This window comes from Luteibacter sp. NPDC031894 (genome assembly GCF_050273135.1).
Taxonomy (GTDB): Bacteria; Pseudomonadota; Gammaproteobacteria; order Xanthomonadales; family Rhodanobacteraceae; genus Luteibacter.
Genome location: NZ_JBNNMV010000003.1, coordinates 233,177 through 259,729, shown reverse-complemented (window position 1 = coordinate 259,729; position 26,553 = coordinate 233,177). Strand labels below are relative to the sequence as shown.

Genomic DNA, 26,553 nt, shown 5'->3' with positions numbered 1-26,553 from the left:
AATTGCGTCGCGCGGCGGTGGTTACCCCACCTGTAGCAATTTCGATGCCGACTGGGCGTTCTCGTCGGCGGCCTTGATCGAGCGGACCTGCATCTCGAACTCGCGCGAGAGCGAGATCATCTTCACGAGCACGTCGGACGGGTTGACGTTGCTGGCCTCGACGGCGCCGGAGACAAGCTTCACGCCCGCGTCTGCCGGGGCTTGCGTGCCGTCCCTCATGTGCATGAGGCCGTCGGGGGCGTACGCGAGCTGGTCGTTACCGGGATTGACCAGCTTGATGCGGTCCGTCGTGGCGATCGTGGCTGGCGATTCGCCGAGCGGCACGACCGAGATCGTGCCGTCCGAACCGATCTTCACGCTGGACGCCTGGGGAATGGTGATCGGACCGCCGCCGCCGAGGACGGCGTTGCCCTTGGCGTCCGTCAACAAACCGTCGGCGTCTATCCGCAGGTTGCCAGCCCGGGTGTATCCCTCCGTGCCGTCGGGCGTCTGCACCGCGATCCAGCCGTCGCCCTGCACCGCCACGTCGAGGTCGTTGCCGGTTTCCATCTGGTTCCCGGCCGTGGTGTCCCAACCCGTGCCCTGGGCGATGCCGTTGATCCGCGTCTGCAAGCCGTCGCCCTGGACGGGCAGGCTCTGGAACGCCGACAGTTCCGCCTTGAAGCCGATGGTGTTGGCGTTGGCCAGGTTGTGGGCCACCTCGGCCTGTGCACGCATGATCTGCGTGGCACCGGTCATCGCGACATATACGGAGCGGTCCATGGCGGGCTCGTTTAGTTACGAATGTTGATGATGGTCTGGGTCAGCTTGTCGTCGGTCGAAATGACCTGCGCGTTCGCCTGGTAATTGCGCTGCGCCTTGATCATGTTGACTAGCTGCGCCGTCAGGTCGGCCGTGTTCGATGCCTCGAGCTGACCGGCCTGCACGGTGCCGACATCGCCGGAGTTCGCCACGCCGCGGATCGGCTGGCCGGACTCGGACGACGGCACCCAGTTGGTGTCGTTGAGCTGGCGCAGGCCCTGGTTGTTGGCGAACGTGGCGATCGCCAGCTGGCCCAGCGGCGTCGATACGCCGTTGGAATAGATCGCCGAGACCGTGCCGTCCTTCGCGACATCGATCTTGGAGAACTTGCCGGCGGCGTAGCCGTCGGTCGGCGCGGCGGTGGTCGCGTAGTTGTCGCCGAACTGGGTGATTTTGTTGATGTCGACGGTGACGTTCAGCGGATCGGCGCCCGGATTCGGCGAGGCCGCACCGAACGTGAGCTGGCCGTTCGCCGGGGTGACGATCGCGCCGCCCGAGCTGAAGGCGATGGGCTGTGCCACGCCGACCTGCGTGCCGTCCATGGTCATGTACGCGCTCCACGTGTTCGGGTTGGTCGCGTCTTTCACGTAGTAGATGTTCGTCGTGTGCGTCGCACCCAGCGAGTCATACGACTGGAAGGTGGACAGGTAGTTGTAGGTCTTGTCGTTCGTCGCGTCGAACGCGCCACCCGTCGGCGCCGTGGCGCTGGCCGAGAGGTTGGCGGTCAGCGTGACCTTGGTGCTGGCCTTCGCCGGGCTGGAGCCGCTGGTGATCTTCAGGTCGGTAAGCGCGCTGATGTCGAAGCCGCCCGCCGCCGACGGCGGATAGGCCTGCACGAACTGTCCGGTCGCCGTGACGATGTTGCCCTGGTCGTCCGGATGAAAGTTACCCGCACGCGTATACGAATAGCCCGCGCCGTCGCGGATCGTGAAGAATCCCGCGCCGCTGAGGCCGAAGTCGTACGAGTTGCCCGTCTGGGTGAGGTTGCCGTCGCTGAACTGCTGGGCGATGTTGGTCAGGCGCACGCCGCTGCCCGCGGCATTGGCCGAGAGGTTCTCACCGGCGACCGAATAAACCTGGGAGAACTCGGCGCGCGAGCCCTTGAAGCCCACGGTGTTGACGTTGGCGATGTTGTTGGCGGTGACTTCCAGGTCGGAAGACGCCGCGTTGATGCCGCTGAGGGCGATTTCGAATGGCATGGTGGGGTTTCCTCGCTGGACTTACAGGATTTGCGCGATCTGGCTGAGCAGGGCGCCGCCGTAGCCGGCCACCTGCAAGTACGTACCGTCGGTGCCCGAGGCACCCACGCCTTCCACCTTTCCGCGAACGAACGTGTCGATCGCGGTCCCGCCGGAAGTAGCGGAAATCTGGTAAACGCCGTCGTTGAGCTGCGTGCCGTCGTCGGATTTGCCGTCCCAGGTGAACTTGACGAGGCCCGCATCCGGCTGGCCGAGCGCCAGGGTGCGAACCACGTTGCCTGCCTGGTCCTTGACCTGCACGTTGACGTAGGTGCCCGAGGTGCCGACATTCACTGCGCCGTTGAGCGTGCCGTCGGCCAGCTTGCCCGCCGAGGAGGGCACCAGCACTTCCTGGCCGACGAGCGAGGCGGCACGCACGAACTGGTCGCCGCTGAGGTTCGTGGCGAGCGAGTCGAACGACTGCTGCAGTTCCTGGGTGGCGGCCACCTGGGAGAACTGCGCCATCTGGGCCACCATCTGCGTGGAGTCCATCGGCTTGGTCGGATCCTGGTTGGTCATCTGCGTGACCATGAGCTTCAGGAAATCCGACTGGCTCAAGGTCTGCTGCTGCAGCTGGCTGGAGGACGACTGCTGATTCGTGGAACTACCGTTGATGGAATCGACTGCCATGGGAGGGGCCCTTACTTGCCGAGGTCCAGCGTCTTCTGCATGAGCTGCTTGGCGCTGTTCATGACTTCGACGTTGTTCTGGTAGGAGCGCGACGCCGAGATCATGTTGACCAGTTCGTCGACCGGGTTGACGTTGCTCGAGTACACGTAGCCGTCCGCGTCCGCGAGCGGATTGGACGGCTCGTAGCGCGACTGGATGGGGGCTTGGCTTTCGGTGACGCCCAGGGCGCGTACGCCGGCGTTCTCCATCTGCCCGTTGACCTGCTGTTGCACCGCCGAGAACAGCGGCTGCTTCGCGCGGTATGCGGTGGCTTCGCTGCTGGCGAGGCTGTCGGCGTTGGCCATGTTGCTGGCGGTGGTGTTGAGGCGCGCCGACTGCGCGGCCATGCCGGACCCCGCGACATCGAAAATCTTGAGCAGGCTCATGAGGCGGATCCGGTGATGGCCAGGCGCATCGTGTGGATCTGGCCGTTGATGAAGCCGAGCGACGCCTGGTAGTGAATGGCGTTCGCCGCGAACTGGGCCTGCTCGACCTGGGTGTCGACCGTGTTGCCGTCCATCGTCGGCTGGGTCTCCGCGCGGTAGGCGAGCTTGTCGGCGTCGGCGAGGGCGACGGCGGGGTTACCGCCGATATGGCCCGGCTCGGTCGCCGTCATTGGCAGCGCATTGCCTTCCACCGCACCGGTGGCGGCCTGCATTGCCTTGCGGAAGTCGAGGTCGCGGGCGAGGAAGCCTGGGGTGTCGGCGTTGGCGAGGTTCGAGGAAATGACCTCGGCACGGCGCTGCCACAGGCCGAGGGCCTGCGCGTGTACGCCGAACAATGCATCGGGTTTGTCGATCATGGGCTCTATCCCCCTCGTGACCTTGGCGAGGGGTTCGAGCAATTCGCGTGCCACGACCGGGGCACGGGCGGGAAATGGCGCCCTGGCGCGGTTTCCGGCGATCCACGACGCGCCGAGGACGGTAAGCGCCGGAAATCCGACGCCTCGTGAGGTCGCCAGACGTCAGAGAACCGCCTTAGGCCGGCAGGAGCTCCAACACCGCCGTCGCCAGCACGTCTGGCTGGAACTTCGCGATGAATCGGTCCGCGCCGACGCGCGCCACCATGGCCTCGTTGAAGACGCCGCTCAGGGAACTGTGCAGCAGGACCTTGAGGTGACGCAGTTGCGCGTCCTCGCGGATGGCGCGGGTGAGCGCATAGCCGTCCATCGACGGCATCTCGATGTCGGAGACCACCAGGGCGATCCGCTCGGGAACGGGTCCCATGGTCAGCGTGCGAAGGACGTCCAGCCCTTCAGTACCGTCCTTCGCGACCACGCATTCGAGGTCCATCTTGCGGAACAGGTCGACGAGCTGGGTGCGCGCCACCAGGGAATCGTCCACCACGAGCACTCGCCGGTTACTGGCGTGTTGCACCTGGGCCGCCTGCTGCACGCGGTCGGAAAGCTCGACGGCCCGCGGATCCACGCTGGCGATCACCTGCTCCACGTCCACGATGGCGAGCAGGTCGCCGTCGAGGCGGGTGACCGCGTTGACCCGGGCGCCGTAGCCGAGCGCCGGCGGCGGCGCAGCCATCTGCGCGCCGTCCACATGGACGATCCGATCCACGTCGGAGACCAGGAAGCCCTGCACCGAGCGGTTGAATTCCGTGACGATGAGGTGCGCGGTATCCACCGCCGCGAGTGCCGGGTAGCCCATGGCGGCGGCCAGGTCGATCACCGGGATGGTGTTGCCGCGGTAATCGAAACTGCCCGAGACCAGTGCGTGCATGCTCGGCATCCGCTCCAGCCTGGGGCGGCGCAGGACCTCGCGCACCTTGAACACGTTGATGCCGAACGCCTGCCGATCGCCCAGGCGGAACAACAACATGGCCACGCGGTTGTGGCCGGCGAGGCGGGTGAAGGTATCCACGGTGTCGAGGAGCGGTCGGGCCATGGGCTGCGCGTGCGTCGTCAGGGGGTGTCGCGAACCGTATCGGCCGGCCCACGACTTTCTGTAGCGGCACCTACGTGCGCCATGGCACATGGATTGCATGATTCAAGAAATCACGGCCCCGACCGATCTTAAGGGCCGACCATCCGTAGAGCGAAAGCGAAATCATGACCCTCCTCTGGAGCCAGCACGTCCGCCTCCTCGCCCATGCCGCCGCCAGCGGCGACGCGGCGCGCGTCCGCACCCTGGCCGCCCAATACCCGGCCGCCGCCAGCGCGCTGGGCGCGCTGCTCAAGCCCGCCGCGCCGCGCACCGTGGCGGCGACGACGATCCAGGCGATCGAGCAGCAGGGCATGGCGCTGACCAACGCCCAGGCGCTCGGCACGACCTTGCTGGAGCTCGGCACCGCGGTCGAAGGCGCACGCGATACCGCCGGACGTTTGACGGAAGCCAGCGCCAGGATTTCGACGGCGCTCGACCAGGCGCATACCGGCGTCGCCGGCATGGCCGACGCGGGCAGCCAGGGCCAGGCGACCTCGGCCGACCTCGATGGCCAGCTGCGCCTCCTGCGCAGCGCCCTCTCCGGCATGAGCCGCAACCATGCCAAGTTCTCCGAATATTTCACCGCCATCCGCAAGCTCACGGCCACTGTGCAGGACATCGCCCACCAGACGAACCTCGTGGCATTGAATGCCGCCATCGAGGCCGCGCGCGCTGGCGAAGCCGGTCGCGGTTTCGCGGTGGTCGCCGACGAAGTGAAACAGCTGGCGGAAAAAACCACGCAAGCCACTGCCGAGATCGATGAAGTCACCCAGGCGGTCGGCGAGTTCTCCGGCCACCTCGACGACGCCGTGCAGACCAGCCTCCGCCGCCTCGAGCAATCGCAATCCGGTATCGCCGGGATGCAGGCGTCGCTGGGGCGCGTCGACGATGCCGTGCGCGGCGCGCGCGGCAGCCTGGAAGCCGCCCGCGAAGGCATGGGCATGCTGCAGGGCCGCGTCGCCGCCATCCAGGCCACTCAGGCCACGCTGGGCCGCGTAAGCAACGAGGCACGCCGCCAGGCAGACGCCGCCGCGCGTGCGGTGGTGCTCGCGCATCGCCTGAGCCTCGCCCGCCTCGAAACCGAGGGCAACCTCGACGCCGCCAGCCTCAGCCAGATGATCCGTGAAGCAAGCCAGGGGCTGCGCTATGCGCTGGAACTCGCCTCGCGCGATCCCTCCAGCCTCGATCGCCGCTGGCTCGACACGACGCCCATGATGCGTTGCATCGACCACCTGCGAGCGCTTCGCCCAGATGGTTCGGCGGACGCCGTGCGTGACGCGGGTGAGCGTTTCTCCATGCAGGCCTCGCAGTACGCCATCACCCTCGGCGAAGGACGCCATGCCGACGCCAGCCACATGCTTTCCGGCCTGACCCGTGAGCTGGACGCGATCACGCAGGGTCTCTCGGCGTCGATGGCTGAGCGCGCGGCGTGATCCACCGGCTCGTCACCCGCCTCGCCCTCTTGGGCCTGCTCGCCTGTCCGCTGTGCGCGGCGGCCACGCAGTCGCTCGAGGTCGTGCGTGCGACGGCGGTGGACTGGCTGCAGCACCATCGCACCCTCCCGGGTGCACGCATGACGGCGGAAGCCGCGCCGCTGGACAGCCGCCTGCAACTGGCCGATTGCGCCGCCCCGCTGGAAGCCTCGCTACCGGCCAACCGACGGCTGACCGCCCGCGTCAGCGTGGCCGTCCGCTGCCCCGTCACGGGTGGTTGGACGGTGCGCGTGCCGGTCCGGGTGAAGATGTTCACCAACGTGCTGGTCACCAGCCGGCCCCTGGCTCGCGGCGACGGCATAGGTGCCGCCGACGTGCATATCGAGGAACGCGATGTGGCCGGCCTGGCCTATGGCTACGTCGCCGCGTTGGACCAGGTCGACGGCCGCTCCCTCGCCCGACCGCTCAACGCCGGCACCGTGCTCACCCCCGGGATGCTCGCCGGCCGCCAGGCTGTGCGCACCGGGGATGCGGTGAGCATGGAAGCCAGCGTCGAGGGCGTGACGATCCACGCGGACGGCGTGGCCATGGGTGCCGGCGATACCGGCGCCCGGATCAAGGTCCGCAACGCGTCGTCGGGCAAGGTGCTCGATGCGATCGTCAGCGGCCCGGGCACCGTCGCGGTCCTGCCATGAACGAAATACGGCACCTGTCACACTCCGGGGCCGAGGGCCGGTTAAAGTTCGCCGGCCAGCCGCCGATACAGGGTCTGACGGAACAAAAGCTCCGAGGGATACAGCGATGACCACGACGATCAAACCCGGCCTACAGGCTCCGCAGCCGCAGGTCCAGCTGCGCACCCAGAACCCCGCCGGTTCGGCAGGTTCCGCCCAAAGCGCGGGCGCGGTGCGCCCGAGCGACGACAGCGTGAAGATCACCGACTCGGCCAAGGCGCTCGATGCCGCCAGCCGTGGCGACGGCGTCGACACGAAGCGGGTGGAAGACATCCGCGCCCGTCTCGCCGACGGTACCTACAAGCCCGACGCCCAGGCCATCGCCAGCAAGTTTCTTGCGCTGGAAGGCCAGATCGGTGGCGCCAAGGCATGAACCCGCCGCTGGGCCAGGACTTCGACACGGCGCTCGTTGCCGTCATGGGCGAACTCGCCTCTGAGGTCGACGCCCTGCACGCCAGCCTGATTGAAGAGCGGATGGCGCTCGACCAGGCCGACGTCCAGGCACTCGAAGTCGCGGGCCGGACCAAGGGCGACCTCCTCGACCGCATCGAGAAGCTGGACGTCGAGCGACGGCAGCTGAGCGACGCGGCCGGCGTGGACAGCCTCGGCGACCCGCGCTGGACAACCACCATCGATCGCCTGCGCGAGTGCAGGACCCTCAACGAGGTGAACGGCCGCATCGTCGGCCAGCGGATGAGCCACGTACGCCAGGCGCTGGCCCTGCTTTCGGGCGATGCGCCCGGGGGTTCCACCTATGGCCCCAACGGCGTGTCGAAGGTAAAGCTCCGTTCCGCGACGCTTGCACAGGTTTGACCGCTGCGAAACAGCGACACTCACGATTCACGAAGACGGTGCAAGAAGAAGGCAATGGCAGTAACTCCCCAGCTGACCGCGGTGAATGACGACGGCATCCTTCCCATCGTCCGCGTGCCGATCCTGGACAGGAAGCAATCGCTGTTCGCCTATGAGTTGCTTTTCCCACGGCCGATCGGCAGCGACATCGACGCCGCCGCGCTCGCGCACACGCAGGCGACGCTGAGCGCCATCGCCGATGGCAGCCTCAAGCGGCTCGTGCGCGACAACCGCGCCTTCCTGCACATGTCGCGCGACCTGCTCCTGCAGCACGCCGACATCCTCCGTCACAACGCGCGCCTCGGCGCCAGCATCAGTGCCGACGTCGGCACCGACGAACAGTTGCTGACCAAGCTGCGCGAGCTGAAGGGCCACGGTTGCCTGTTCATGCTCGAGGACTTCAACCTTCCCGCCGACCCGGAACACCGCGCCGGCGTGGACGCGTTGCTGCGCATCGTGCAGTTCGCCAAGGTGGCGGTGGACCATCGCCACCCGCTGGCGGCGCGCGCGCATATGGACTACGTGCACGCATTCGGCGTCAAGGTGATCGTCACCGGCGTCGATACGCACGAAACCTTCGTCGACTACGCCGACCAGGATGTCGACGGTTTCCAGGGCAAGTACCTGCTCCGTCCGGAGCGGGTCGACATGCCCCGCCTGACGCCGAGCAAGCTCGGGGTGCTGCGCCTCATGGGCGCATTGCAGGATCCCGACAACGGGCCGGTGGAGCTCGGCAAGATCATTCGAGACGACGCCATCCTCAGCTACAAGCTGCTGGGTTGCGTGAACTCCGCCTACTTCGCCTTGCCCCGCCAGCTTAAATCGGTGGAGCAGGCGGCGGTGTTCTTCGGCGTCAATCGCATGCGCAACTGGATCTTCACCATGGCCGTATCGGGCATGGACGAGCGTCCGCCGGAACTCCTGCGCCTCGCGCTCATCCGTGCGCACATGTGCGAGAAGCTGGCGCGCGCAGTGAAGCCGGAGCTACAGGAAATGGCCTTCACGGCCGGGCTCTTCTCGCTGCTCGACACGCTCATGAACGTCTCGATGGCATATGTGCTGGAGCACCTGCCGCTCGCCATCGAGATCCGCGAGGCGCTGCTCGACGGCACCGGTCCGTTCGCCGCGATCCTCGACCAGATCCGCCACTGGGAACAGGGCGAACTGGAATCCGATTCGGCGCTGCGCGAGCAGCACGTCGCGGCCATGGCCCAGATCTATGTGGAAGCCGCCAGCTGGGCCGACCACGTTTACGCGTTCGCGGACGGCACGGCGACCGCCGAAGCCTGAGGCATCCCCATCGCGGGCGCGGTCCGCGATGGGTGCTCGCGCTGGCTAAGCGGGATGCGTCCGCTGCTGCACGCGCCAGATCGCCAGGCCGGCGCCCAGCACCGCGAACAACAGCCACACACTCGCGGACATCGCATCGCTTGCCAGCCACATGACGCCCGCGACAGCGGGCACCACGACCGCGCCGATACCGATCGCGAACAGCACGTCGCGCTGCAGCCGGCTGGTGTAGGCGAGCAGCCAGGCACCCAGCGCCGCCAGCAGGAACGACGCGAAGCGCAGGGCCAGCACCGCCTGCGGCGGCTCGGGCAAGGCCGGAAGCACGTCGAGCAGGCTGCGCTCCCCGACCTGGACGTCGAAACCCGCGCCTGCGTCGCCTCCCGACGTCGCCGGAACCAGCGTGTCGCCGTCGATGCGCGCGAGCACGGTCATCGCCTGCACAGGGACCGCTTCCCAGGTGATGCGCAAGTCGCCCAGCCGGGGATGTGCCGGCTTGCTGCTGGTGACCAAGGCGTCGTCGGAACGCTGGAAGGTGGCGGCGAGGTTCGGCGGCAACGCCTTTTCATCGGGCGGCACCGTCACCCGGCCGGGGAAGGCACGCAGGATGGGCTCGGACAGCTTGAAGTTGCCCAGCTTGACTTCGCCGGCCTCGAACTGCCGCCCCTGGATCGGGAAAGCACCTGGGTTCACGTGACCGGCGGGTTTCGCGAAATCCGAGGCGTCGACGGGACGATCGACCCAGTCGAGCTCGTAGTGGGTGGCCCCGCCGACCGTGATCTCCCGCCACTGGAACATCTCCACGTGCCGGATGAGGATCGGCGCATTCGCATGGACGTTGAACTCCGCGTCGCGCGGTGCCTCGACGATCTGCGGCATGCCACTGACGCGGGTCAGCGACCCGTACTGGCCGGCTGAGGGACGGCCGCCCGCGCCGAGGTCGAGGACAGGCGCCCCGTGCCGCGCGAGTGCCGCCGCGTAATCCATCACGCGACGCTCGTTCCAGGCAATGAGGCCCAGGCCGGCGAGCAGCAGGACCGCTCCGGCCAACCGGGCGCCCAGGGCCATCCCGGTATGCTTCATTTTGTATGTCGACGTCATCCAGCCCCCGTCATGCACCCGCCCAGGCATCGACCCCGGTCATTCGTTCAAGCTTATCGGCCACGATGTACCGACCTTTATCGTCCGTCGCCACCGTGGCCACGGCGCAGCCATGGTCATGGGTGAAAAAGAGCCGGATGCCGCGGGCGATCTTGTCGTCGAGGAAGGTCTTCTTCTCGTCGATGACCTTCTCCGGCCAGCGGTCGTAACCCATCGTCACCGGCAGGTGGACCCAGGCACGCCCCGGGATCAGATCGGCGCAGAAGGCCACGCCGCCGACTTCCGCCAGCATCAGCCCCGGGGTATGGCCCTGCGAAAACGAGAAACGCACCGCGTCGCCCAGCGACGAGCCCTTGCCCTCTTCCACAAGTTCGAGCCGGCCGCTCTCCTCGAGCAGGCGGACGATATCGGGTACGAAGGACGCCCGGTCGCGCGGGTGCGGGTCGCGGGCACGTTCCCAATGCGCGGCCCCGACGATGAAGCGGGCCTTCGGGAACAGCAGGCGCGCCGGCTCGCCGGCCGCCCACGGCGCCAGCAATCCCCCTGCGTGGTCGAAATGCAGGTGCGATAGCACCACGGCGTCGATGTCCTCGTGCCCTAGCCCGGCCTCCGCGAGCGAATCGAGCAGCACGTGGCGGTCCTCGACCACGCCGTAGCGCTCCCGCATGGCGGGGTCGAAGAACGCGCCGATGCCGGTTTCGAACAGCACGTTGCGCCCGCCGAGTCCGGTGACCAGCAGGCAGCGGCACGCCAGCGGGATGCGGTTTTCCTCGTCCGGCTCGATCCAGCGGGACCACATGGCGCGCGGCGCGTTGCCGAACATCGCCCCGCCGTCCAGCCGTTGCGAGTTGCCGATCAGGGACCAGAGTTTCATGCCGCTTGCCTCACTGCACCTTGCCGAGACCGGACGGACGGCGCGGATCGCTCGCCGCGTCCAGCGTGTTGGTGCGATGGTCCCACGTGACGACGTTCATGAAGCCCCACGGCGAGCGGTTGCGCAGCACATGGCCCATGTCGGTGAGGGTCTTCGTCGTGGCGGCATCGAAGACGCCCGCTTCCACGTCCACGCGGTCCGGCAGGTATTGGTGGTGGAACCGCTTCTGCGCCGTGATTTCCGACGCGTTCTTGCCGTCGACGAAAGCAAGGATGCCTTCGAGCACCTGGGTGATGATCGTGGAGCCGCCCGGCGAACCGATCACCGCCGTACGGTCGGCGCCGAAGACGAAGCTCGGCGACATCGACGAGAGCATGCGCTTGCCCGGCTCCGGCGCGTTGGCGAGCGCGCCGCGCAGGCCGAAGGCGTTCGGCTGGCCGGGAACCAGGGCGAAGTCGTCCATTTCGTCGTTCAACACCACGCCGGTGCCCTTGGCGACGAACGCCGAGCCGAACTCCAGGTTCACGGTGAGGGTGGACGCGACCATGTTGCCCTCGGCGTCGATCACCGAGAAATGCGTGGTGTGCATGCCCGGTTCCGGCGCCATGGCGGCCGGCAACAGGTCGGAAGGCGTGGCCTTGTCCGGCGAAATGGTCGCGCGCAGGCCGTCCGCGTAGTGTTTCGACAAGAGCATGTCGAGCGGCATCTTCACGAAGTCCGGATCGCCGAGGTACTCGTTGTGGTCGCGGAAAGCGCGGCGCATGGCTTCGATGGTGAGGTGCGCGGCATGCGCCGGATCGAGCTTGGCGAGGTCGAAGCCGGACAGGATGTTGAGGATCTCGGCGATCGCCACGCCGCCGGACGACGGCGGCGGCGCCGTGACGATGCGGTAGCCCTTGTAGTCGACGCTGAGCGGCTCGCGCTCCTTCGCCTTATAGGCCTCGAGATCGGCGGCCGTCCAGTTCCCGCCCGCGCTCCGCGAAGCGGCGACCAGCAACTTCGCCGTCTCGCCCTTGTAGAAGCCGTCGGCACCGCCGGCGGCGAGGCGCTCGAGTGTCTTCGCCAGGTCCGGCTGGCGCAGCGTCCATCCCTCCGAAGGCACCTTTCCGCCGGGCAGGTAGATCGCCGCGGAGGCCGGATAACGCGCCAGCACGTCCTTGCGGTCCTCAATGGTGCCGAGGAAGCGCTTGTCGGGCTGGTAGCCCTCCTTCGCGATGCGTATCGCGGGGGCCAGCGACACCGACAGCGGCAGCTTGCCGTAGTGGGAAGCGATCCACGCCAGCCCCGCCGGCTCGCCCGGAATACCCGCCGAGAGCGGGCCGTTCGTGGAAACATCCCGGTTCGGCTTGCCGTCCTTGCCGACGTAGACCTTCATGTCCACGGCCTTCGGCGCGGTTTCGCGGGCATCGATGAAGATGTCGCGCCGGTCGGACGCGCGATGCAACAGGGCGAGGAAGCCGCCGCCGATACCCGAACTCTGCTGCTCGACCACCGCCAGGGTGGACGCTACCGCGATGGCGGCGTCGAACGCGTTGCCGCCCTTGCCCAGCACCTCGAATCCGGCGTTCGTGGCGAGGTAGTTGGCGCTCGCAATGGCGGCATGCCCGGGGCCCTTGTCAGCCGCGGACGGAGCGGACGGCCCGGCGACCTTGGGAGCATCGGCGGGCGCCTCGAACGCGGCGGCCTGGCCGGCGCCGACGACGAGGAAGAAGCTCGCGGCAAGCACGCGCCACGACGGAGCATGGACCATGGGAATCTCTCCGGAAGGGATATCGCAACCCCGAAGATTAACCGATGCCAGCGATCGAAGCTTACGACGCGCCCTTGGCCATCAGGTGCTCGTACTTGAGCATGAGCTGCTCGCGGCTCTCGACGCGGTCAGGGTCGTTGGGGATGCACTCGACGGGGCACACCTCGACGCACTGGGGATTGTCGAAGTGGCCGACGCACTCGGTGCAGAGGTCGGGGTCGATCACGTAGTACTGCTCGCCCAGCGAGATGGCCTTGTTCGGGCACACGGGCTCGCAGACGTCGCAGTTGACGCAGGTGTCGAGGATCATCAGGGACATGCGGGGCATTTTACACCCGCCCAGCAAAAAGGGCGCCGCTCATCGCGGCGCCCTTCGCTTCGGCCCGCTGGGGCCGGCGGTATTACATCGCGACGAAGCGGAAGGTCGCGCCGCTGGGGTTCACGGCGTCGGCAACGCGCTGCTGGTCGGCCTGGTCGCCGATGAAGAGCACGATCACGTTCTTGAACGAGCCCGGGTTCGCGCCCTTGAAAGCCTCGATCATGAGGTCGGCGGTCTTGGCCGATTCCGGGCCGCCGAAGACGAGCATGTTGCCCGGCGTGACGCCGCGGGCGACGGTGCCCTGCACGTTTTCGAGCTGGCGGGCGCGGCCGTCCTGGCCGGCCTGGTCGTCGCCGGCGGGCACGAAGTACGGGAACGGACGATCGGCCGTCATGCCCTGCATGTTCTTCCGCACGATCTGGCCGAAGTACTGGCTCCAGGCCTTGGTATCGGTCGGATTGGTCGGCTTGGCGACCTGGGCTTCCTGCTGCGTGGCAGCCTGGTCGGTGTCTTCGGACTTGTTGCAGGCCGAGAGGGCCAGCGTGGCGGTCAGGGCCACGGACGCGGCGAGGATGAACTTACGCATGATGATCACCTGTTTGGTTAAGAGTTGCGCCAGCGTTGGCGCATGGCCTGCTGCACCGCCGGATGCACGAATCCGGAAATGTCGCCACCGAGGCGACCGATTTCGCGCACGAGCGAGGAAGAGATGAAGCTGTATTGCTCCGCCGGTGTCAGGAACAGCGTCTCGGCCTGGGGAATCAGGTGACGGTTCATGCTGGCGAGTTGGAACTCATATTCGAAATCCGATACCGCGCGCAAGCCACGCAGGATCACCCCCGCGCCGATCTCCGTCACGAAGTGGGCGAGCAGGCAGTCGAAGCCGCGCACTTCCACGTTCGGCAGGTCGGCGAGCGCCAGACGGGCCAGCGCGATGCGCTCGCCGAGACTGAAGCCCGGCCCCTTGCTCCGGCTCTCCGCCACGGCGACCACGATGCGGTCGAACAGCGGCGCGGCACGGGACACGAGGTCGGCGTGACCGTTCGTGATGGGATCGAACGTGCCGGGATAGACGGCGAGACGCGGATTGGCCGGCAAAGAGGTCATGAACGGGCAGTTGGACGAAACGCGGGCTAGCTTAACGGATCGGCCGGTGTGCGGCGATAGAGGGCGTAGTCCACCTCCCCGGCGTGCCCCTGGCGATGCGGTAGCCACGTGTCCGGCAGCGCGAACGCGGCGCCGCGCGGCGCTTCCACGTAGATCCATGCTCGCGGCGCCAGCCATCCCCCGTCCTCGAGCGCCTTCGCCGTTTCCGCCCACGCATCCAGCGCGAACGGCGGATCCAGCAGGACGAGGTCGTAGGGCTGCGCGCCGTTGCGCAACCAACGCCCGGCGTCGTCACCCCGCACTTCCGCGACGACTTTGAGCCTCGCGAGGTTGGCCTTCAGTGCCGCGACGAGGCGCGGCTCGCGCTCGACGAACGTGACCGCGGCGGCACCGCGGGACAGCGCCTCGATCCCGAGCGCGCCGGTGCCGGCGTACAGGTCCAGGCAGCGGGCGCCCTCCAGCATGGGCTGCAGCCAGTTGAACAGCGTTTCGCGGACGCGGTCAGGCGTCGGCCGAAGGCCCGGCAGGTCTGGGACTTCGATCCGTGAATTGCGCAGTGATCCGCCGATGACGCGGATGCGGCCAGGAGCGCTCATCGCTCAGCGGCCAGTGAGGGCGAGGGTGATAGCATTCGCCTATTGTCTTTGAATCCCTCGCGCAATGCTCAAGTTCTGGAAGAAGAAGACCACCGAGCCGGCAGCCACCGAGTCCACGGAGCCCGTGGAGTCCGCCGTACCGGAAGACCGCGCCAACCGGGCGGCCGACCCCGCGTCGGCTGAAGCCGGGGCGGGCATCGCCGAGGCGCTGTCGGAAACGGCGGCGCCAGAGCCCGAAACGCCCGAGATCGAGGCCGAGGTCGAGGAAGCCGAGGTGGTCGAGGCCGCGCGCGACGCCCAACAGCCGGCGAAGCGCAGCTGGCGCGAGCGCCTGTCCGGCAGCGGTTTCGCGAAGAGCCTCACCTCGCTCTTCGTCCGCCACCCGAAACTCGACGACGACCTGCTCGACGAACTGGAAACCGCGCTGATCACCGCCGACGTGGGCGTCGATGCGAGCACGCGGCTGGTGGAAGACCTGCGCAAGCGCATGCACAAGCGTGAGTTCGCCGATGCGGGAGTGCTGCTGCAGGCCCTGCGCGCCGAACTCGTCGCCATGCTGAAGCCCGTCGAGCAGCCGCTCGATGTCGCCACGCCCTCGCCGTTCGTGATCCTCACCGTCGGCATCAACGGCGTCGGCAAGACCACCACCATCGGCAAACTCGCCCGGCGCTACGCCGACGAAGGCCGGAGCGTGATGCTCGCCGCCGGCGATACGTTCCGCGCCGCTGCCGTCGAACAGCTGAAGACCTGGGGCGAGCGCAACAAGGTTCCCGTGGTGTCCCAGGGGCAGGACGCCGATTCGGCGAGCGTGATCTTCGATGCGTTGCAGGCGGCACGTTCGCGCGGCGCGCAGGTGCTCGTCGCCGACACGGCCGGTCGCCTGCACACGCAAGGCGGACTGATGGACGAGCTGGGCAAGATCGTCCGCGTCATGAAGAAGCTGGACGCCAGCGCGCCGCACGAAGTGCTCATGGTGATCGACGGCACCACCGGGCAGAACGCGATCAGCCAGGTCCGCCAGTTCCGCGATACCGCGGGCGTTACCGGACTCGTCGTCACCAAGCTCGACGGCACGGCCAAGGGCGGCGTGATGTTCGCGCTGGCTCGCGAATTCGGCCTGCCGATCCGTTACGTGGGCCTGGGCGAAACGGCCACCGACCTGCGCGTGTTCGATGCCGAGGCGTTCGTGGACGGCCTGTTGCCGGCCAGCATCGGCAGCTGAGTGACGCGGCGGATGCGAGGAACGCGGCAATGAAGCGGCCCGTGCGGATCGGGCTCTACGTCGTCGGCGGCCTCGTCATCGCCGTGCTGTTGGCGGCCTTCGTCGCCACCTACGTGATGCTGCAGCCGGAACGCTTCACCTCGCTCCTGCAATCGCGCGCACGCGCCGCCGGACTGGAGCTCACGCTTGCCAGCCCGGCCAGCCCCACCCTCTGGCCCAAACCCGCCCTGGCACTGGAAGGCATGACGGTCCGCGCCAGCGGTGCCGACACACCGCTGCTCGTCGCTTCCCGCGGCAAGCTCGTCCTCCCCTGGCATACGCTGATCGGCGGCGAAACCCGCATCTCGCGGCTGGAAGTGGACGGCGCGCGGATCGACGTCGACGCACTCGCAGGCTACCTGGACACCCTGCCCTCTCGTCCCTCGACCGCGGGCGCGATCCTGCCCACCGTCGACGCCGGTTTTCGCATCGAGCGCGGCACGCTGCTGCGCGGGAACCAATTGCTCCTGTCGAACGTGGACATCGACGCCGGGCGTCTCGCGAATGGCCTCCCCTTCGCGCTTGCCCTCGCGGCCAGCACCGCCGACGGCACGAGCTACGCGCTCGAGCTGGAAACGACGCCGAGACTGTCCCGCGGCGTGCTCACGCTCGACGACGTGGAGCTCGGCCTGTCGAGCGAGCCGCGGTTCGCGGCGTCCCTGCGCGGCAACGCCACCTGGCGCGGCGGTGCCGACGCGGGGGCGTCCCTGTCGGGTCGCGTTACCCGCACCTCGGGACCGCCCTACAGTCTCGTGCTCAAGATCACGCCGGCGAACCAGCAGGATCCGCTCTACGTCGCACTCCGGCTCGACGGCGAGAACGACCGCACCGACATACGCATTCCGCCGATCGGGTTCACCGAATGGTGGAGTGGGATCCAGGCCGGCGGTCCGCCCACGCTGCCGCCGCTGCTGGGGACGATCGAGGCGAAGGCGCTCGACATCGGCAACGTGCACGTGAAAGGCCTACGCATCCGCGCGACGCCGTCCGTGCCGGCCGCCGCGTCGTCCACCGCGAGTGCGCCATGAACGTCTTCGCGCGCGAACTCCTGCGCTGGTACGACCACCATGGACGCAAGGACCTGCCCTGGCAGCATCCCCGCGACGCGTACCGGGTGTGGCTTTCCGAGATCATGCTGCAGCAGACCCAGGTGGTCACGGTCGTCGGCTATTTCCAGCGCTTCGTGGAGCGGCTCCCGACCCTCGCCACGCTGGCGGCGGCCGACGAAGACACGGTGCTGGCACTCTGGTCGGGGCTTGGCTATTACCGTCGCGCCCGCTTCCTGCATCGCGCCGCGCAGCTGTGCGTCGAACGGCACGGCGGCGAGTTGCCGCGCGATCTCGATGACTTGGTGGCCCTGCCGGGCATCGGTCGCTCCACGGCTGGCGCGATCCTCGCCCAGGCCCACGGGCTGCGCTTTCCCATCCTGGACGGCAACGTCAAACGCGTGCTTTCCCGTTACCACGGCGTCGCCGGATTCCCCGGCGAGAGCGCCGTGGAGAAACAGCTCTGGCGTCACGCCGACGACCACACGCCGGCCGAGCGCACGGCGGATTACACACAGGCCATCATGGACCTCGGCGCCACCGTCTGTGTGCGCACCAAGCCGCTGTGCCTTCTTTGTCCGCAGGCGGCCACGTGTGTCGCCCATCGCGATGGCCTCACGGCTGTGCTGCCCACCGCCAAGCCTGGCAAGAAGATCCCGACCCGTTCGCTGGCGATGCTGCTCCTGCGCGACGCGCGTGGACGCGTGCTCCTCGAGAAGCGCGGGCCGCAAGGCGTCTGGTCGGGCCTGTGGAGCCTGCCGGAGGCCGTGGACGCCGATGCCGCGGGCACCGTCGCCTCCGCGTTGGCCCGCGTCGGCGCGCCGGATCCCTTGCCCGCCTTCACCCACGTCTTCAGCCACTACAAGCTGGACGTTTCGCCCATCCTGTTCGACCATGCGGCCCCACTCGCCACCGTGGCGGAGGGCAGCGACCGACGCTGGTGCGATGCCGGCGAACTCGCCTCGCTCGGCCTTCCGGCCCCGGTGCGCACGCTGCTGGCCAATCTTCCGGAGAAAACCTCATGACGCGCATGGTTCATTGCGTGAAACTCGGCCGCGACGCCGAAGGCCTCGACTTCGCGCCCTGGCCCGGCGACCTCGGCAAGCGCATCTACGAGAACGTGTCGAAGGAAGCCTGGGCCCAGTGGCTGGCCCACCAGACCATGCTCATCAACGAGATGCGCCTGTCCCCGCTCGATCCGAAGACACGCACCTTCCTGAGCGGCGAGATGGAGAAATACTTCTTCGGCGGCGACGTGGTCCAGCCCGCCGGGTACGTTCCACCCGATTCCGACGCTTGACGTCGGCGCCCGCACCCGATTTAATACGCGGCTCCACTCGCCGCAACGATCGTTGCAGGCACCCGTGGCTCGGTAGCTCAGTTGGTAGAGCAGGGGATTGAAAATCCCCGTGTCGGCGGTTCGATTCCGTCCCGAGCCACCATCTTGCGAGGCTTCCAGCGATGGAAGCCTTTCTTGTTTCCACGCGTCTTACTGATCAGACCGTGCTCGGCCGGGCGACGACCATCCAACCGCCGGAAAGCGTCTCCTTCAACACCTCGACGCGGCGCATGCGCCCCGTCACCGTGGACGCCGATGCCAGGGCGAATTCGACGGCCCGGCCCTCGGTGGGAAACAGGTGCTTGGCACCGCCCGGCAGCACGACGCGCCAGATCCGTTCGTTGATGCCGGGATAGAAAATAAAAATACGGAACGGTCGGCCTGCGTCGTTCATCGACGGCGCCGGCGGCGGAGTTCCGCCCTCACGTCCCAGGAATGCTCGCCGACATTCTTCACCGCGCTGCGCAACACGTGCTCGCTGACGCCAAGTGCGCGCGTCCAGTAACGAATGTCCGATCGAAGGGTAACGTTCACCCTCGTCAGATCGGTTGGCGCGGCGACGTAGATCTCGTCGTTCATGCAAGACACCTCTTCCGAAGGACCACGGTTAACACGAACCTTGTTACGCCGGCGTAAGGGTGAAACCGCGCACCGTGACGACGCCAACGGAACGTCAGATGGTGACGTCCCTGCCCCGCGTGACCTCGCATTCGCGCAAGGCCGAGTCGAGCACGGAAGACTCGTCCGTGTTCGTCTCACCCGACTCACCGCGCAGCAGGGCACGCGCGCGTTCTTCCATCGTCCGCACCAGTCGGTCGCGCGCTTCCTGACCGCAGGGCGTGCGCGGCTTCCAACTCGACAAGCCCTGGGTGAGGGTGACGAGCCGATCCAGGTACGGCTGACGACTTTGCTCCGGGGCCTTCAGTGCGTCGCCCAACTGCGCCTTCCAGCTGACCAGGTCGCCACGCAGGTCGGCGGTGTCGGCCGCCAGTGCTTTCGCGTCGGCCTCGCGGGCGCGATGTGAGGCGGTGAAGGCGAGCATGGCGGTGGTCGCCGACGCGATGAAGGCAACGGCCACGACGAGCAGCACGACCTTGCGGCCGTTCGACGATTCATTGCGGTCGGTCCGATCGTTCATGCAGCCTCCGGGCCGCGCCAGTGCGGCCTACAGTTGCCGATGATACGTGCGAAACGTCTCCTTTCCTCAGCAACGGACCGCGCGCCGGTCATGCGGGAGGCGTCACGACAGCGACGTTCGTGCGGCGTTATAGTCGGAATCCCGTTCAGCAGAAGCCGATGCCCATGACTCGTCTTTCCCGGATCGCCCTCACCGTCGCTCTCGCCGCGTTCGCGTTGCCCTCGGTCGCGGCCGACCTGAAGGTCATGACCTTCAACGTCCGCACGATGACCGGCAAGGACGGTCCGAATGGCTGGGAGTTCCGGCGCGACCTGTTCGCCGATACCATTCGGAAGCTCCACCCCGATGTCATCGGCACGCAGGAGCTGTACAAGCAGCAGGGCGACGATACGGTGGAGCGGTTGCCGGAATACACCTGGTTCGGACGCGACCGGTACGGCAAGCACACCGACGAGCACATGGGCATCTTCTATCGGAAGGACAGCCTGAAACTCATCAAGTCCGGCGATTTCTGGTTTTCGAGCGAGCCGGACAAGCCGGCCAGCATGGACTGGGGCAACATCATGCCGCGCATGGTCAACTGGGCGCTGTTCGAGCGCCTCTCCGACCACAAGCGTTTCTACCTGCTCGACACCCACCTGCCCTATCGCGACCAGGACGAAGACGTCCGCACGCGCTGCGCGAAGCTGCTCGAGTCGTTCATCGCGAAGCTGCCGAAGGGTGTTCCCGTGATCGTCACCGGCGATTTCAACACCGGGCCGGACGGCGAGTCGCACAAGGTGCTCACGGCGGTTCTGAAGGATGCCTGGGAAACGGCGCCGAAGCGCGAAGGACCGGCGGAAACCTTCCACGACTTCACCGGGAAGGCGACCAAGCGCATCGACTGGATCCTTTCGAGCGGTGTGTCGGCGACATCCGTGCAGACTGTCACGACGTCGAAGGACGGGCGTTATCCGTCGGATCATTTCCCCGTCTTCGCTGATTTCGACCTTTAATCGATGATGCTGCACACCTCCAGGGGATTCGCCATGCGCCGCCTGCTCACCGCCGCCCTGCTCGCCTTCGCCGCCTTTTGCGCCCATGCCGCCTCGCCGGCGACGACATCACCGTCTTACTTCGACAACACCGGCCGTGACGACGTCCTGTCCGGCGGCCAGAAGTCCATCGTCGTCGACACGCCCAAGGGGAAGTTCCGGGTCTGGACAAAGCGGGTCGGGAACAACCCGACGATCAAGGTCCTGCTCCTGCACGGAGGCCCGGGTGCGACGCATGAGTATTTCGAGGCCTTCGACAGCTACTTCCCCGGCGCCGGCATCGAGTATTACTACTACGACCAGCTCGGCTCGGCCTTCAGCGACAAACCCACCGATCCCTCGTTGTGGGAAATCCCGCGCTTCGTCGACGAAGTGGAACAGGTGCGCAAGGCGCTGCACCTGGACAAGGACAACTTCTTCCTGCTCGGCCATTCCTGGGGCGGCGTGCTTGCGATCGAGTACGCGCTGAAGTATCCGCAACACCTCAAGGGGCTGGTCATTTCCAACATGATGGACAGCATCCCTGCGTACAACGCGTACGCCAGCAAGGTGCTGATGCCGTCGATGGATCCGAAGAAGCTTGCCGAGGTGAAGCGGCTCGAGGCGGAGCACAAGACACAAGACCCGGCCTACATGGCCATCCTGATGCCGATGCATTACGAGAAGCACATCCTGCGCATGCCGGCGGCGCAGTGGCCTGAGCCCGTGGAGCGGGCGTTCGGGCATATCAACGAGCAGATCTACGTCTCCATGCAGGGCCCCAGCGAGCTAGGCGCCAGCGGCAAGCTGCTGCACTGGGATCGTAGCCAGGCGCTGAAGACGATCAAGGTCCCCACGCTGGTCATCGGGGCCCAGTACGACACCATGGATCCGAAGTACATGGAGGCCATGGCGAAGAAGATGCCGAACGGCCGATTCCTCCTTTGCCCGCAGGGCTCGCACCTGGCGATGTACGACGACCAGAAGACGTACTTCACGGGGCTGATCGGCTTCCTGAAGGACGTGGACGCGGGTAAGCCGTTGAAGTGATGACCAAAGGGTGGGAGCTTGACTCGTCGGTGATAGGCCGGCGGCCGCAAGCTCCCATCGCCGACAGGGTCGGCTCCCACCGGGCAGGTGCCTTACCGTCCGATTCCGGTCTTCGCTCCTGAGACGCCTTTCTGGCAACATCGTCCGGTTATCGACGCGCCGTGGCGCGCCTGCCGGATGCTCAAGCCCATGAATTTGCAAGCCAATTACGAACAGATCCCGCTCAAGGAGTACGCCGAGCGGGCTTATCTCGACTATTCGATGTATGTGGTGCTGGACCGAGCCCTGCCCTTTGTGGGTGACGGGCTGAAGCCGGTCCAACGGCGCATCATCTACGCCATGAGCGAACTGGCGCTGGGCGCCACCGCGAAGCCGAAGAAGTCGGCGCGCACCATCGGCGACGTGATCGGCAAATTCCATCCGCACGGCGACTCGGCCTGCTACGAAGCCATGGTGCTGATGGCCCAGCCGTTCTCCTACCGCTACCCGCTGGTGGACGGGCACGGCAACTTCGGCTCGCCGGACGACCCGAAGAGCTTCGCGGCCATGCGCTATACGGAGTCGCGCCTGACGCCCATCGCGGAGGTGCTGCTGTCGGAGCTCGGCCACGGCACCACCGACTGGGTGCCGAACTTCGACGGCACGATGGACGAACCGTCCTGGCTGCCGGCCCGCGTGCCGCATGTCCTGCTGAACGGCTCGATGGGCATCGCCGTGGGCATGGCCACCGACATCCCGCCGCATAACCTGCGCGAGATCGCCAGCGCCTGTATCCGCCTGCTTGACGATCCCGACGCCACGATCACCGACCTCTGCGAGCATGTGCAGGGTCCGGACTATCCGACGAGCGCCGAGATCATCACCCCCCGCAAGGAAATCCTTGCGATGTACCAGAACGGTGTGGGCTCGGTGCGGGCCCGCGCCGTCTACGAACGCGACGACGGCAACATCGTCATCACCGCCCTCCCCCACCAGGTCTCCCCGTCGAAGATCCTCGAGCAGATCGCCGCGCAGATGCGCGCGAAGAAGCTGCCGATGCTGGAGGACCTCCGCGACGAGTCGGACCACGAGAACCCGATTCGCCTCGTGCTCGTGCCGCGCTCCAACCGCGTGGACGTCGACGAGATGATGCAGCACCTCTTCGCCACTACGGATCTGGAGAAGAGCTTCCGCATCAACCTGAACATGATCGGCCTCGACGGCCGTCCGCAGGTGAAGGACCTCAAGACGATCCTCAGCGAATGGCTGCGCTTCCGCACCGACACGGTCACCCGGCGCCTGAACCATCGCCTGGGCCGGGTCGAGCGCCGCCTGCACCTGCTCGAAGCGCTGCGCATCGCCTACCTCAACATCGACGAAGTAATCCGCATCGTCCGCACCGAGGACGAACCGAAGCCGGTGCTGATCGCCCGCTTCCGCCTCGACGAGGAGCAGGCGGATTACATCCTCGAAACGAAGCTGCGCCAGCTGGCCCGCCTGGAGGAAGTGAAAATCATCGAGGAGCGCGACAAGCTCGAGGAAGAGCGTGCGCGCATCAACGTCCTGCTGAAGTCGCCGGCCAAGCTCAAGGGCCTCATCAAGGAAGAACTGCGCGGCGACGCGGAGAAGTACGGCGACGAGCGCCGCTCCCCGTTGATCGAGCGCAGCGTCGCCCAGGCCCTGGACGAGAGCGCGCTGGTCGCCTCGGAGCCGGTCACCGTCGTGCTGTCGCAGAAGGGCTGGGTCCGTGCCGGCAAGGGCCACGACGTCGACGGCGAGGCGCTGTCCTACCGCGATGGCGACAGCCTGCTGGCCGTTTCCCGCGCACGCACGACGCAGCAGGTGGCGTTCATCGACTCGACCGGCCGCGCCTACGCCACACCGGCACACACGTTGCCGTCGGCGCGCGGCAATGGCGAGCCGCTCACCGGCCGCTTCAGTCCGCCGGCGGGCGCGCGCTTCGACGCGGTGGTCGCGGCGGACAACGACACCCGCATCATCCTGGCAACGGACTTCGGCTACGGCTTCGTGACGCGCTTCGAAGCGCTGACCGGGCGGCAGAAGGCCGGCAAGCAGATCATCTCGCTCAGCGACGGCGCGCGGGTGCTGGCACCGGCGATCACGCCGGACCCGTCGCGGGACCGCATCGTCGTCGTCACCGGCGAAGGGCACCTGCTGATGTTCTCCGTGGCGGAGCTGCCGGAACTCGACAAGGGCAAGGGCAACAAGCTCATCGAGATCCCCAAGGCCAAGCTGGTCTCGGGCGAGGAGCGCGTCGTGGGCGTGGCGGTCGTTGCGGAGGGCAAGGGCGAGGTCACGCTCTATGCCGGCCAGCGCAAGCTCACGCTGAAATGGGCCGACCTGGTCGAATACGGCGGCAGCCGCGCCACGCGTGGCGGCGTCTTGCCACGCGGACTGCGTCGCGTGGAGCGGATCGAGACGACAGGCTGACGCCGCCCTCGCTCCTACAGCCGCGTCACGTTCCAGGACACCATGCGCCCGTCCTTGTACGGCATTACGCCATGGAACGGACGGGGATCGGCGTCGAAGACCAGCGGCAGGAAGTGGCGGTCGCCCTCCCACATGGGCAGGGCGTCCAGCGACTCCAGCGGCACCCATTCGAGCGCGCCTTCATGGTTCGACGTGAACGGCGTGCCTTCGAAGCGCGTGACCACGAAGATGAAGCCCAACCAGTCTTCGCCATGTTTGCCGAAGCCTGGCCAGTTGAGCGTGCCGCGCAGGCTCATCTCGTGGCATTCGATGCCCGCCTCTTCGCGAATCTCGCGCCGCATGCACGAGGCGATGTCCTCGCCAGGCTCCATCTTTCCGCCCAAGCCGTTGTATTTCCCGAGGTGCTGGTCGTCCGGACGGGCGTTGCGATGGATCATGAGGACGCGCTTGCCGTCGGGTGACAGCACGTAACCGAGCGTGGCGACGATGGGCGTATAGGGCATGGCGAGGGGAGGAAGGGGGAAAAACGCTGGAGTTTACGCGCTTGGGCCACGTCCCGCGCCACCGCCGCTTGCACTGTCGGGCTCCCCCGGCGAACATCAACACATGCTCCATCCCCGCCTCCCCTCCCTGCTCCGTCATTCCGCTGTCCGTCTCCTTGCCGCAGGCCTCGTCGCCGCGCTGACCGCCGGTTGCGCGGACACCGCCGACGCGCTCGATGGCCGCGGCGTCGTCTTCGACAGCCAGTCCTACTTCACCGTCACCGTCGACACGCGCGACGAGGACATCGAGCTTTACTGGCGCAACCCGGACACCGGCCAGCCCTTCGGCGGCATCGAGGCGTTGAAGACCTGGACCGCCGGCAAGGAGCGCCCGCTCGCCTTCGCCACCAATGCCGGCATTTACGACCGCGAGTTCAGGCCGCTGGGCCTTTACGTGGAAAACGGCAAGACCATCGTGCCGCTCAACCTCGTGCACGGTAACCCCCGGTCGGGCAATTTCTCGCTCCTGCCCAACGGCGTTTTCGCCGTCTACGACGATGGCAGCGCGCAGGTACGCACCAGCGACGACTTCCGCGCCGCCGGCCGCAAGCCGCGCTGGGCCACGCAGTCCGGGCCCATGCTGGTGATCGACGGCGAGATCAATCCGCAATTCGACAACGGCTCCGACAGCATGAAATGGCGCAGCGGCGTCTGCGCGAAGACACCGCACGAGGTCGTGTTCGTCGTCAGCCGGGCGCCGGTGAATTTCCACAGCTTCGCCCGGCTGTTCCGGGACGAGATCGGATGCCGGGACGCGCTATTCCTGGACGGCACGATCTCGCAGGCGTTCACGGCCGAGGCCGGCTATGTCGGCGCGCCGGCCTTCATGACCCAGCCGTACGCCGGCATGATCGCCGTTTTCCCCAAGCGCCAGCGTTGATCGCCGGAGCTTTTTGTCAGACTCGTGAGGCGAGCATGCGCTCGCAGATCGCCGCGTAGAGATCGGGCAGGCGCTCCAGGTCCGCCAGGGATACGCACTCGTCCACCTTGTGGATCGTGGCGTTCACCGGCCCCAGTTCGATCACTTCGGCGCCCATCGGCGCGATGAAGCGACCGTCCGACGTACCGCCGCCGGTACTCTGTTCCGGATCGATGCCGCACAGGTCGCGGCAGACGCCTGCCACCACGTCGCGCAACCTTCCCCCCTGTGGCGCAAGAAAGGGCATGCCGGAGAGGTGCCAGTCGATGGCGAAGTCCACGTCGTGCGCACGCAGGATCGCTTCCGTCCTCGCGCGCAGCTCCTCGGCGGTGCTCGCGGTGGAGAAGCGGAAGTTGAAGAGCGTCACCAGCTCGCCGGGGATCACGTTGTTCGCGCCGGTGCCAGCATTGAGGTTGGAGACCTGGAAAGACGTCGGCGGGAAATCGTCGTTGCCCTCGTCCCAGCGCTCCGCGGCCAGCGCCGCTAGCGCGGGAGCGAACGCGTGGATCGGATTCCGCGCCTTCTCCGGATACGCCACGTGCCCCTGCACGCCGTGCACCGTGAGCGTGCCCGACAGCGAGCCGCGACGCCCGACACGCATCAGGTCGCCCAGTCGTTCTTTCGCCGAGGGCTCGCCGACGACGCAGGCGTCGATGCGCTGGCCCGTGCGCCGGAAATGCTCGACGACCTCGCGCACGCCGTGCAGCGCCACGCCTTCCTCGTCGCTGGTCAGCAGCAGGCCGACGGTGCCGGCGTGGCCGGGCTGGGCTGCGACGAAACGCTCCAGCGCCACCACCATCGCGGCGACGGAACCTTTCATGTCCGCCGCCCCGCGGCCGTAGAGCAACCCGTCGCGCTCGGTCGGCTCGAAGGGCGGCGAGGCCCAACGGTCTTCCGGTCCGCTCGGCACCACGTCGGTGTGGCCCAGGAACGCGAGCACGGGGCCTGCGTCGCCATGCGTGGCCCAGAGGTTGTCGACGTCCCCGAAGCGAAGGTGCTCGATACGAAAGCCGAGGCGCTCGAGCCTCGTCGCGATCAGTGGCAGGCATCCCGCGTCCTCGGGCGTGACGGAGCGGCGGCGAATCAGGTCGTGGGTGAGTTCGAGTACGGGCGACATGGT

General features: G+C 67.2%; 31 protein-coding genes and 1 tRNA gene. 14 read left to right on the top strand and 18 right to left on the bottom strand.

All coding sequences use genetic code 11. The features are described from left to right. Nucleotides 1-21: 21 nt before the first annotated feature. The 6 genes from flgF to ACQKIE_RS11120 form a co-directional block, all read right to left on the bottom strand. Nucleotides 22-762: a flagellar basal-body rod protein FlgF gene (gene flgF / locus ACQKIE_RS11145; protein WP_427458986.1), complete on the bottom strand. Its 741-nt coding sequence runs from the start codon at nucleotides 760-762 to the stop codon at nucleotides 22-24. 11 nt (nucleotides 763-773) lie between these two features. Further along, nucleotides 774-2,000 (bottom strand): flagellar hook protein FlgE, encoded by a 1,227-nt coding sequence (flgE, locus tag ACQKIE_RS11140; RefSeq protein ID WP_427458983.1) that lies wholly within the window; start codon nucleotides 1,998-2,000, stop codon nucleotides 774-776. A gap of 21 nt (nucleotides 2,001-2,021) precedes the next feature. Beyond that, complete coding sequence (locus ACQKIE_RS11135; RefSeq protein WP_427458981.1) at nucleotides 2,022-2,669, bottom strand: flagellar hook assembly protein FlgD; 648 nt, start codon at nucleotides 2,667-2,669, stop codon at nucleotides 2,022-2,024. An 11-nt stretch (nucleotides 2,670-2,680) separates the two neighbouring features. Further along, nucleotides 2,681-3,094, bottom strand: a complete 414-nt coding sequence (gene flgC / locus ACQKIE_RS11130) for a flagellar basal body rod protein FlgC (protein ID WP_427458979.1) — start codon at nucleotides 3,092-3,094, stop codon at nucleotides 2,681-2,683. After that, the gene (flgB, locus tag ACQKIE_RS11125) at nucleotides 3,091-3,510 is read right to left on the bottom strand and encodes a flagellar basal body rod protein FlgB (RefSeq protein WP_427458977.1); all 420 of its coding nucleotides are present in this window, start codon (nucleotides 3,508-3,510) and stop codon (nucleotides 3,091-3,093) included. The genes flgC and flgB overlap by 4 nt, the downstream gene beginning before the upstream one ends. Before the next feature lie 175 nt (nucleotides 3,511-3,685). Next, a complete protein-coding gene (locus ACQKIE_RS11120) occupies nucleotides 3,686-4,603 on the bottom strand; it encodes a chemotaxis protein (RefSeq protein ID WP_427458975.1) in 918 nt (305 codons plus the stop codon). A gap of 164 nt (nucleotides 4,604-4,767) precedes the next feature. Here ACQKIE_RS11120 and ACQKIE_RS11115 point away from each other — a divergent pair, with 164 nt between their 5' ends. The 5 genes from ACQKIE_RS11115 to ACQKIE_RS11095 all read left to right on the top strand — a co-directional run bounded on the left by ACQKIE_RS11115 (nucleotide 4,768) and on the right by ACQKIE_RS11095 (nucleotide 8,951). Next, entirely contained in the window at nucleotides 4,768-6,075 is a 1,308-nt protein-coding gene (locus ACQKIE_RS11115) for a methyl-accepting chemotaxis protein (protein ID WP_427458973.1), read from the top strand. Further along, nucleotides 6,072-6,770: a flagellar basal body P-ring formation chaperone FlgA gene (gene flgA / locus ACQKIE_RS11110; protein WP_427458971.1), complete on the top strand. Its 699-nt coding sequence runs from the start codon at nucleotides 6,072-6,074 to the stop codon at nucleotides 6,768-6,770. The genes ACQKIE_RS11115 and flgA overlap by 4 nt, the downstream gene beginning before the upstream one ends. 106 nt (nucleotides 6,771-6,876) lie before the next feature. Then, complete coding sequence (gene flgM / locus ACQKIE_RS11105; RefSeq protein WP_427458969.1) at nucleotides 6,877-7,182, top strand: flagellar biosynthesis anti-sigma factor FlgM; 306 nt, start codon at nucleotides 6,877-6,879, stop codon at nucleotides 7,180-7,182. Then, on the top strand, nucleotides 7,179-7,622 hold the full coding sequence (locus ACQKIE_RS11100) for a flagella synthesis protein FlgN (protein ID WP_427458967.1): 444 nt from the start codon (nucleotides 7,179-7,181) through the stop codon (nucleotides 7,620-7,622). Before flgM ends, ACQKIE_RS11100 begins: the two co-directional genes overlap by 4 nt. A gap of 54 nt (nucleotides 7,623-7,676) precedes the next feature. Then, a complete protein-coding gene (locus tag ACQKIE_RS11095) occupies nucleotides 7,677-8,951 on the top strand; it encodes an EAL and HDOD domain-containing protein (RefSeq protein ID WP_427458965.1) in 1,275 nt (424 codons plus the stop codon). Nucleotides 8,952-8,996: 45 nt separating this feature from the next. Here the strand turns inward: ACQKIE_RS11095 and ACQKIE_RS11090 are convergent, their stop codons facing one another. From ACQKIE_RS11090 to rsmD, 7 genes are all read right to left on the bottom strand, one after another. Next, the gene (locus ACQKIE_RS11090; RefSeq protein WP_427458963.1) at nucleotides 8,997-10,031 is read right to left on the bottom strand and encodes a TMEM43 family protein; all 1,035 of its coding nucleotides are present in this window, start codon (nucleotides 10,029-10,031) and stop codon (nucleotides 8,997-8,999) included. 28 nt (nucleotides 10,032-10,059) lie between these two features. Beyond that, nucleotides 10,060-10,923, bottom strand: coding sequence for an MBL fold metallo-hydrolase (locus ACQKIE_RS11085; protein WP_427458961.1), 864 nt, complete (start codon nucleotides 10,921-10,923; stop codon nucleotides 10,060-10,062). Nucleotides 10,924-10,933: 10 nt separating this feature from the next. Beyond that, the gene (gene ggt / locus ACQKIE_RS11080) at nucleotides 10,934-12,673 is read right to left on the bottom strand and encodes a gamma-glutamyltransferase (RefSeq protein ID WP_427458959.1); all 1,740 of its coding nucleotides are present in this window, start codon (nucleotides 12,671-12,673) and stop codon (nucleotides 10,934-10,936) included. A 61-nt stretch (nucleotides 12,674-12,734) separates the two neighbouring features. After that, entirely contained in the window at nucleotides 12,735-12,992 is a 258-nt protein-coding gene (locus ACQKIE_RS11075; RefSeq protein WP_427458957.1) for a YfhL family 4Fe-4S dicluster ferredoxin, read from the bottom strand. 82 nt (nucleotides 12,993-13,074) lie between these two features. After that, nucleotides 13,075-13,578, bottom strand: a complete 504-nt coding sequence (locus ACQKIE_RS11070) for a hypothetical protein (RefSeq protein ID WP_427458955.1) — start codon at nucleotides 13,576-13,578, stop codon at nucleotides 13,075-13,077. A gap of 17 nt (nucleotides 13,579-13,595) precedes the next feature. Then, a complete protein-coding gene (coaD, locus tag ACQKIE_RS11065) occupies nucleotides 13,596-14,099 on the bottom strand; it encodes a pantetheine-phosphate adenylyltransferase (protein WP_427458953.1) in 504 nt (167 codons plus the stop codon). A gap of 26 nt (nucleotides 14,100-14,125) precedes the next feature. Then, entirely contained in the window at nucleotides 14,126-14,695 is a 570-nt protein-coding gene (gene rsmD, locus ACQKIE_RS11060; RefSeq protein WP_427458951.1) for a 16S rRNA (guanine(966)-N(2))-methyltransferase RsmD, read from the bottom strand. Nucleotides 14,696-14,759: 64 nt separating this feature from the next. Here rsmD and ftsY point away from each other — a divergent pair, with 64 nt between their 5' ends. From ftsY to ACQKIE_RS11035, 5 genes are all read left to right on the top strand, one after another. Further along, the gene (ftsY, locus tag ACQKIE_RS11055) at nucleotides 14,760-15,917 is read left to right on the top strand and encodes a signal recognition particle-docking protein FtsY (protein ID WP_427458949.1); all 1,158 of its coding nucleotides are present in this window, start codon (nucleotides 14,760-14,762) and stop codon (nucleotides 15,915-15,917) included. Nucleotides 15,918-15,946: 29 nt separating this feature from the next. Next, nucleotides 15,947-16,984 (top strand): AsmA family protein, encoded by a 1,038-nt coding sequence (locus ACQKIE_RS11050; protein ID WP_427458947.1) that lies wholly within the window; start codon nucleotides 15,947-15,949, stop codon nucleotides 16,982-16,984. Next, on the top strand, nucleotides 16,981-18,027 hold the full coding sequence (gene mutY / locus ACQKIE_RS11045) for an A/G-specific adenine glycosylase (RefSeq protein ID WP_427458945.1): 1,047 nt from the start codon (nucleotides 16,981-16,983) through the stop codon (nucleotides 18,025-18,027). The genes ACQKIE_RS11050 and mutY overlap by 4 nt, the downstream gene beginning before the upstream one ends. Then, the gene (locus ACQKIE_RS11040) at nucleotides 18,024-18,302 is read left to right on the top strand and encodes an oxidative damage protection protein (protein WP_427458943.1); all 279 of its coding nucleotides are present in this window, start codon (nucleotides 18,024-18,026) and stop codon (nucleotides 18,300-18,302) included. The genes mutY and ACQKIE_RS11040 overlap by 4 nt, the downstream gene beginning before the upstream one ends. Before the next feature lie 66 nt (nucleotides 18,303-18,368). Beyond that, a tRNA-Phe gene (locus ACQKIE_RS11035) sits at nucleotides 18,369-18,444 on the top strand. Between the two features lie 54 nt (nucleotides 18,445-18,498). Here the strand turns inward: ACQKIE_RS11035 and ACQKIE_RS11030 are convergent. From ACQKIE_RS11030 to ACQKIE_RS11020, 3 genes are all read right to left on the bottom strand, one after another. Beyond that, the gene (locus tag ACQKIE_RS11030; RefSeq protein ID WP_427458941.1) at nucleotides 18,499-18,735 is read right to left on the bottom strand and encodes a hypothetical protein; all 237 of its coding nucleotides are present in this window, start codon (nucleotides 18,733-18,735) and stop codon (nucleotides 18,499-18,501) included. Then, entirely contained in the window at nucleotides 18,732-18,920 is a 189-nt protein-coding gene (locus ACQKIE_RS11025; protein ID WP_427458939.1) for a DUF3606 domain-containing protein, read from the bottom strand. The genes ACQKIE_RS11030 and ACQKIE_RS11025 overlap by 4 nt, the downstream gene beginning before the upstream one ends. A gap of 94 nt (nucleotides 18,921-19,014) precedes the next feature. After that, nucleotides 19,015-19,479, bottom strand: a complete 465-nt coding sequence (locus tag ACQKIE_RS11020) for a hypothetical protein (RefSeq protein WP_427458937.1) — start codon at nucleotides 19,477-19,479, stop codon at nucleotides 19,015-19,017. A gap of 164 nt (nucleotides 19,480-19,643) precedes the next feature. Here ACQKIE_RS11020 and ACQKIE_RS11015 point away from each other — a divergent pair, with 164 nt between their 5' ends. The 3 genes from ACQKIE_RS11015 (at nucleotide 19,644) to parC (ending at nucleotide 23,972) form a co-directional block, all read left to right on the top strand. Continuing rightward, nucleotides 19,644-20,474, top strand: coding sequence for an endonuclease/exonuclease/phosphatase family protein (locus ACQKIE_RS11015; RefSeq protein WP_427458935.1), 831 nt, complete (start codon nucleotides 19,644-19,646; stop codon nucleotides 20,472-20,474). A gap of 33 nt (nucleotides 20,475-20,507) precedes the next feature. Then, entirely contained in the window at nucleotides 20,508-21,542 is a 1,035-nt protein-coding gene (locus tag ACQKIE_RS11010) for a proline iminopeptidase-family hydrolase (RefSeq protein WP_427458933.1), read from the top strand. A gap of 189 nt (nucleotides 21,543-21,731) precedes the next feature. Continuing rightward, nucleotides 21,732-23,972: a DNA topoisomerase IV subunit A gene (gene parC, locus ACQKIE_RS11005; RefSeq protein WP_427458931.1), complete on the top strand. Its 2,241-nt coding sequence runs from the start codon at nucleotides 21,732-21,734 to the stop codon at nucleotides 23,970-23,972. A gap of 14 nt (nucleotides 23,973-23,986) precedes the next feature. On the opposite strand, the gene ACQKIE_RS11000 is transcribed toward parC, so the two are convergent. Next, entirely contained in the window at nucleotides 23,987-24,475 is a 489-nt protein-coding gene (locus tag ACQKIE_RS11000) for an NUDIX hydrolase (protein WP_427458929.1), read from the bottom strand. A gap of 103 nt (nucleotides 24,476-24,578) precedes the next feature. On the opposite strand from ACQKIE_RS11000, the gene ACQKIE_RS10995 reads away from it, so the two are divergent. Then, nucleotides 24,579-25,394: a phosphodiester glycosidase family protein gene (locus ACQKIE_RS10995; protein ID WP_427458927.1), complete on the top strand. Its 816-nt coding sequence runs from the start codon at nucleotides 24,579-24,581 to the stop codon at nucleotides 25,392-25,394. Between the two features lie 16 nt (nucleotides 25,395-25,410). Here ACQKIE_RS10995 and dapE read toward each other — a convergent pair whose 3' ends face one another. Beyond that, nucleotides 25,411-26,550 (bottom strand): succinyl-diaminopimelate desuccinylase, encoded by a 1,140-nt coding sequence (dapE, locus tag ACQKIE_RS10990; RefSeq protein ID WP_427458925.1) that lies wholly within the window; start codon nucleotides 26,548-26,550, stop codon nucleotides 25,411-25,413. Nucleotides 26,551-26,553: the final 3 nt, after the last annotated feature.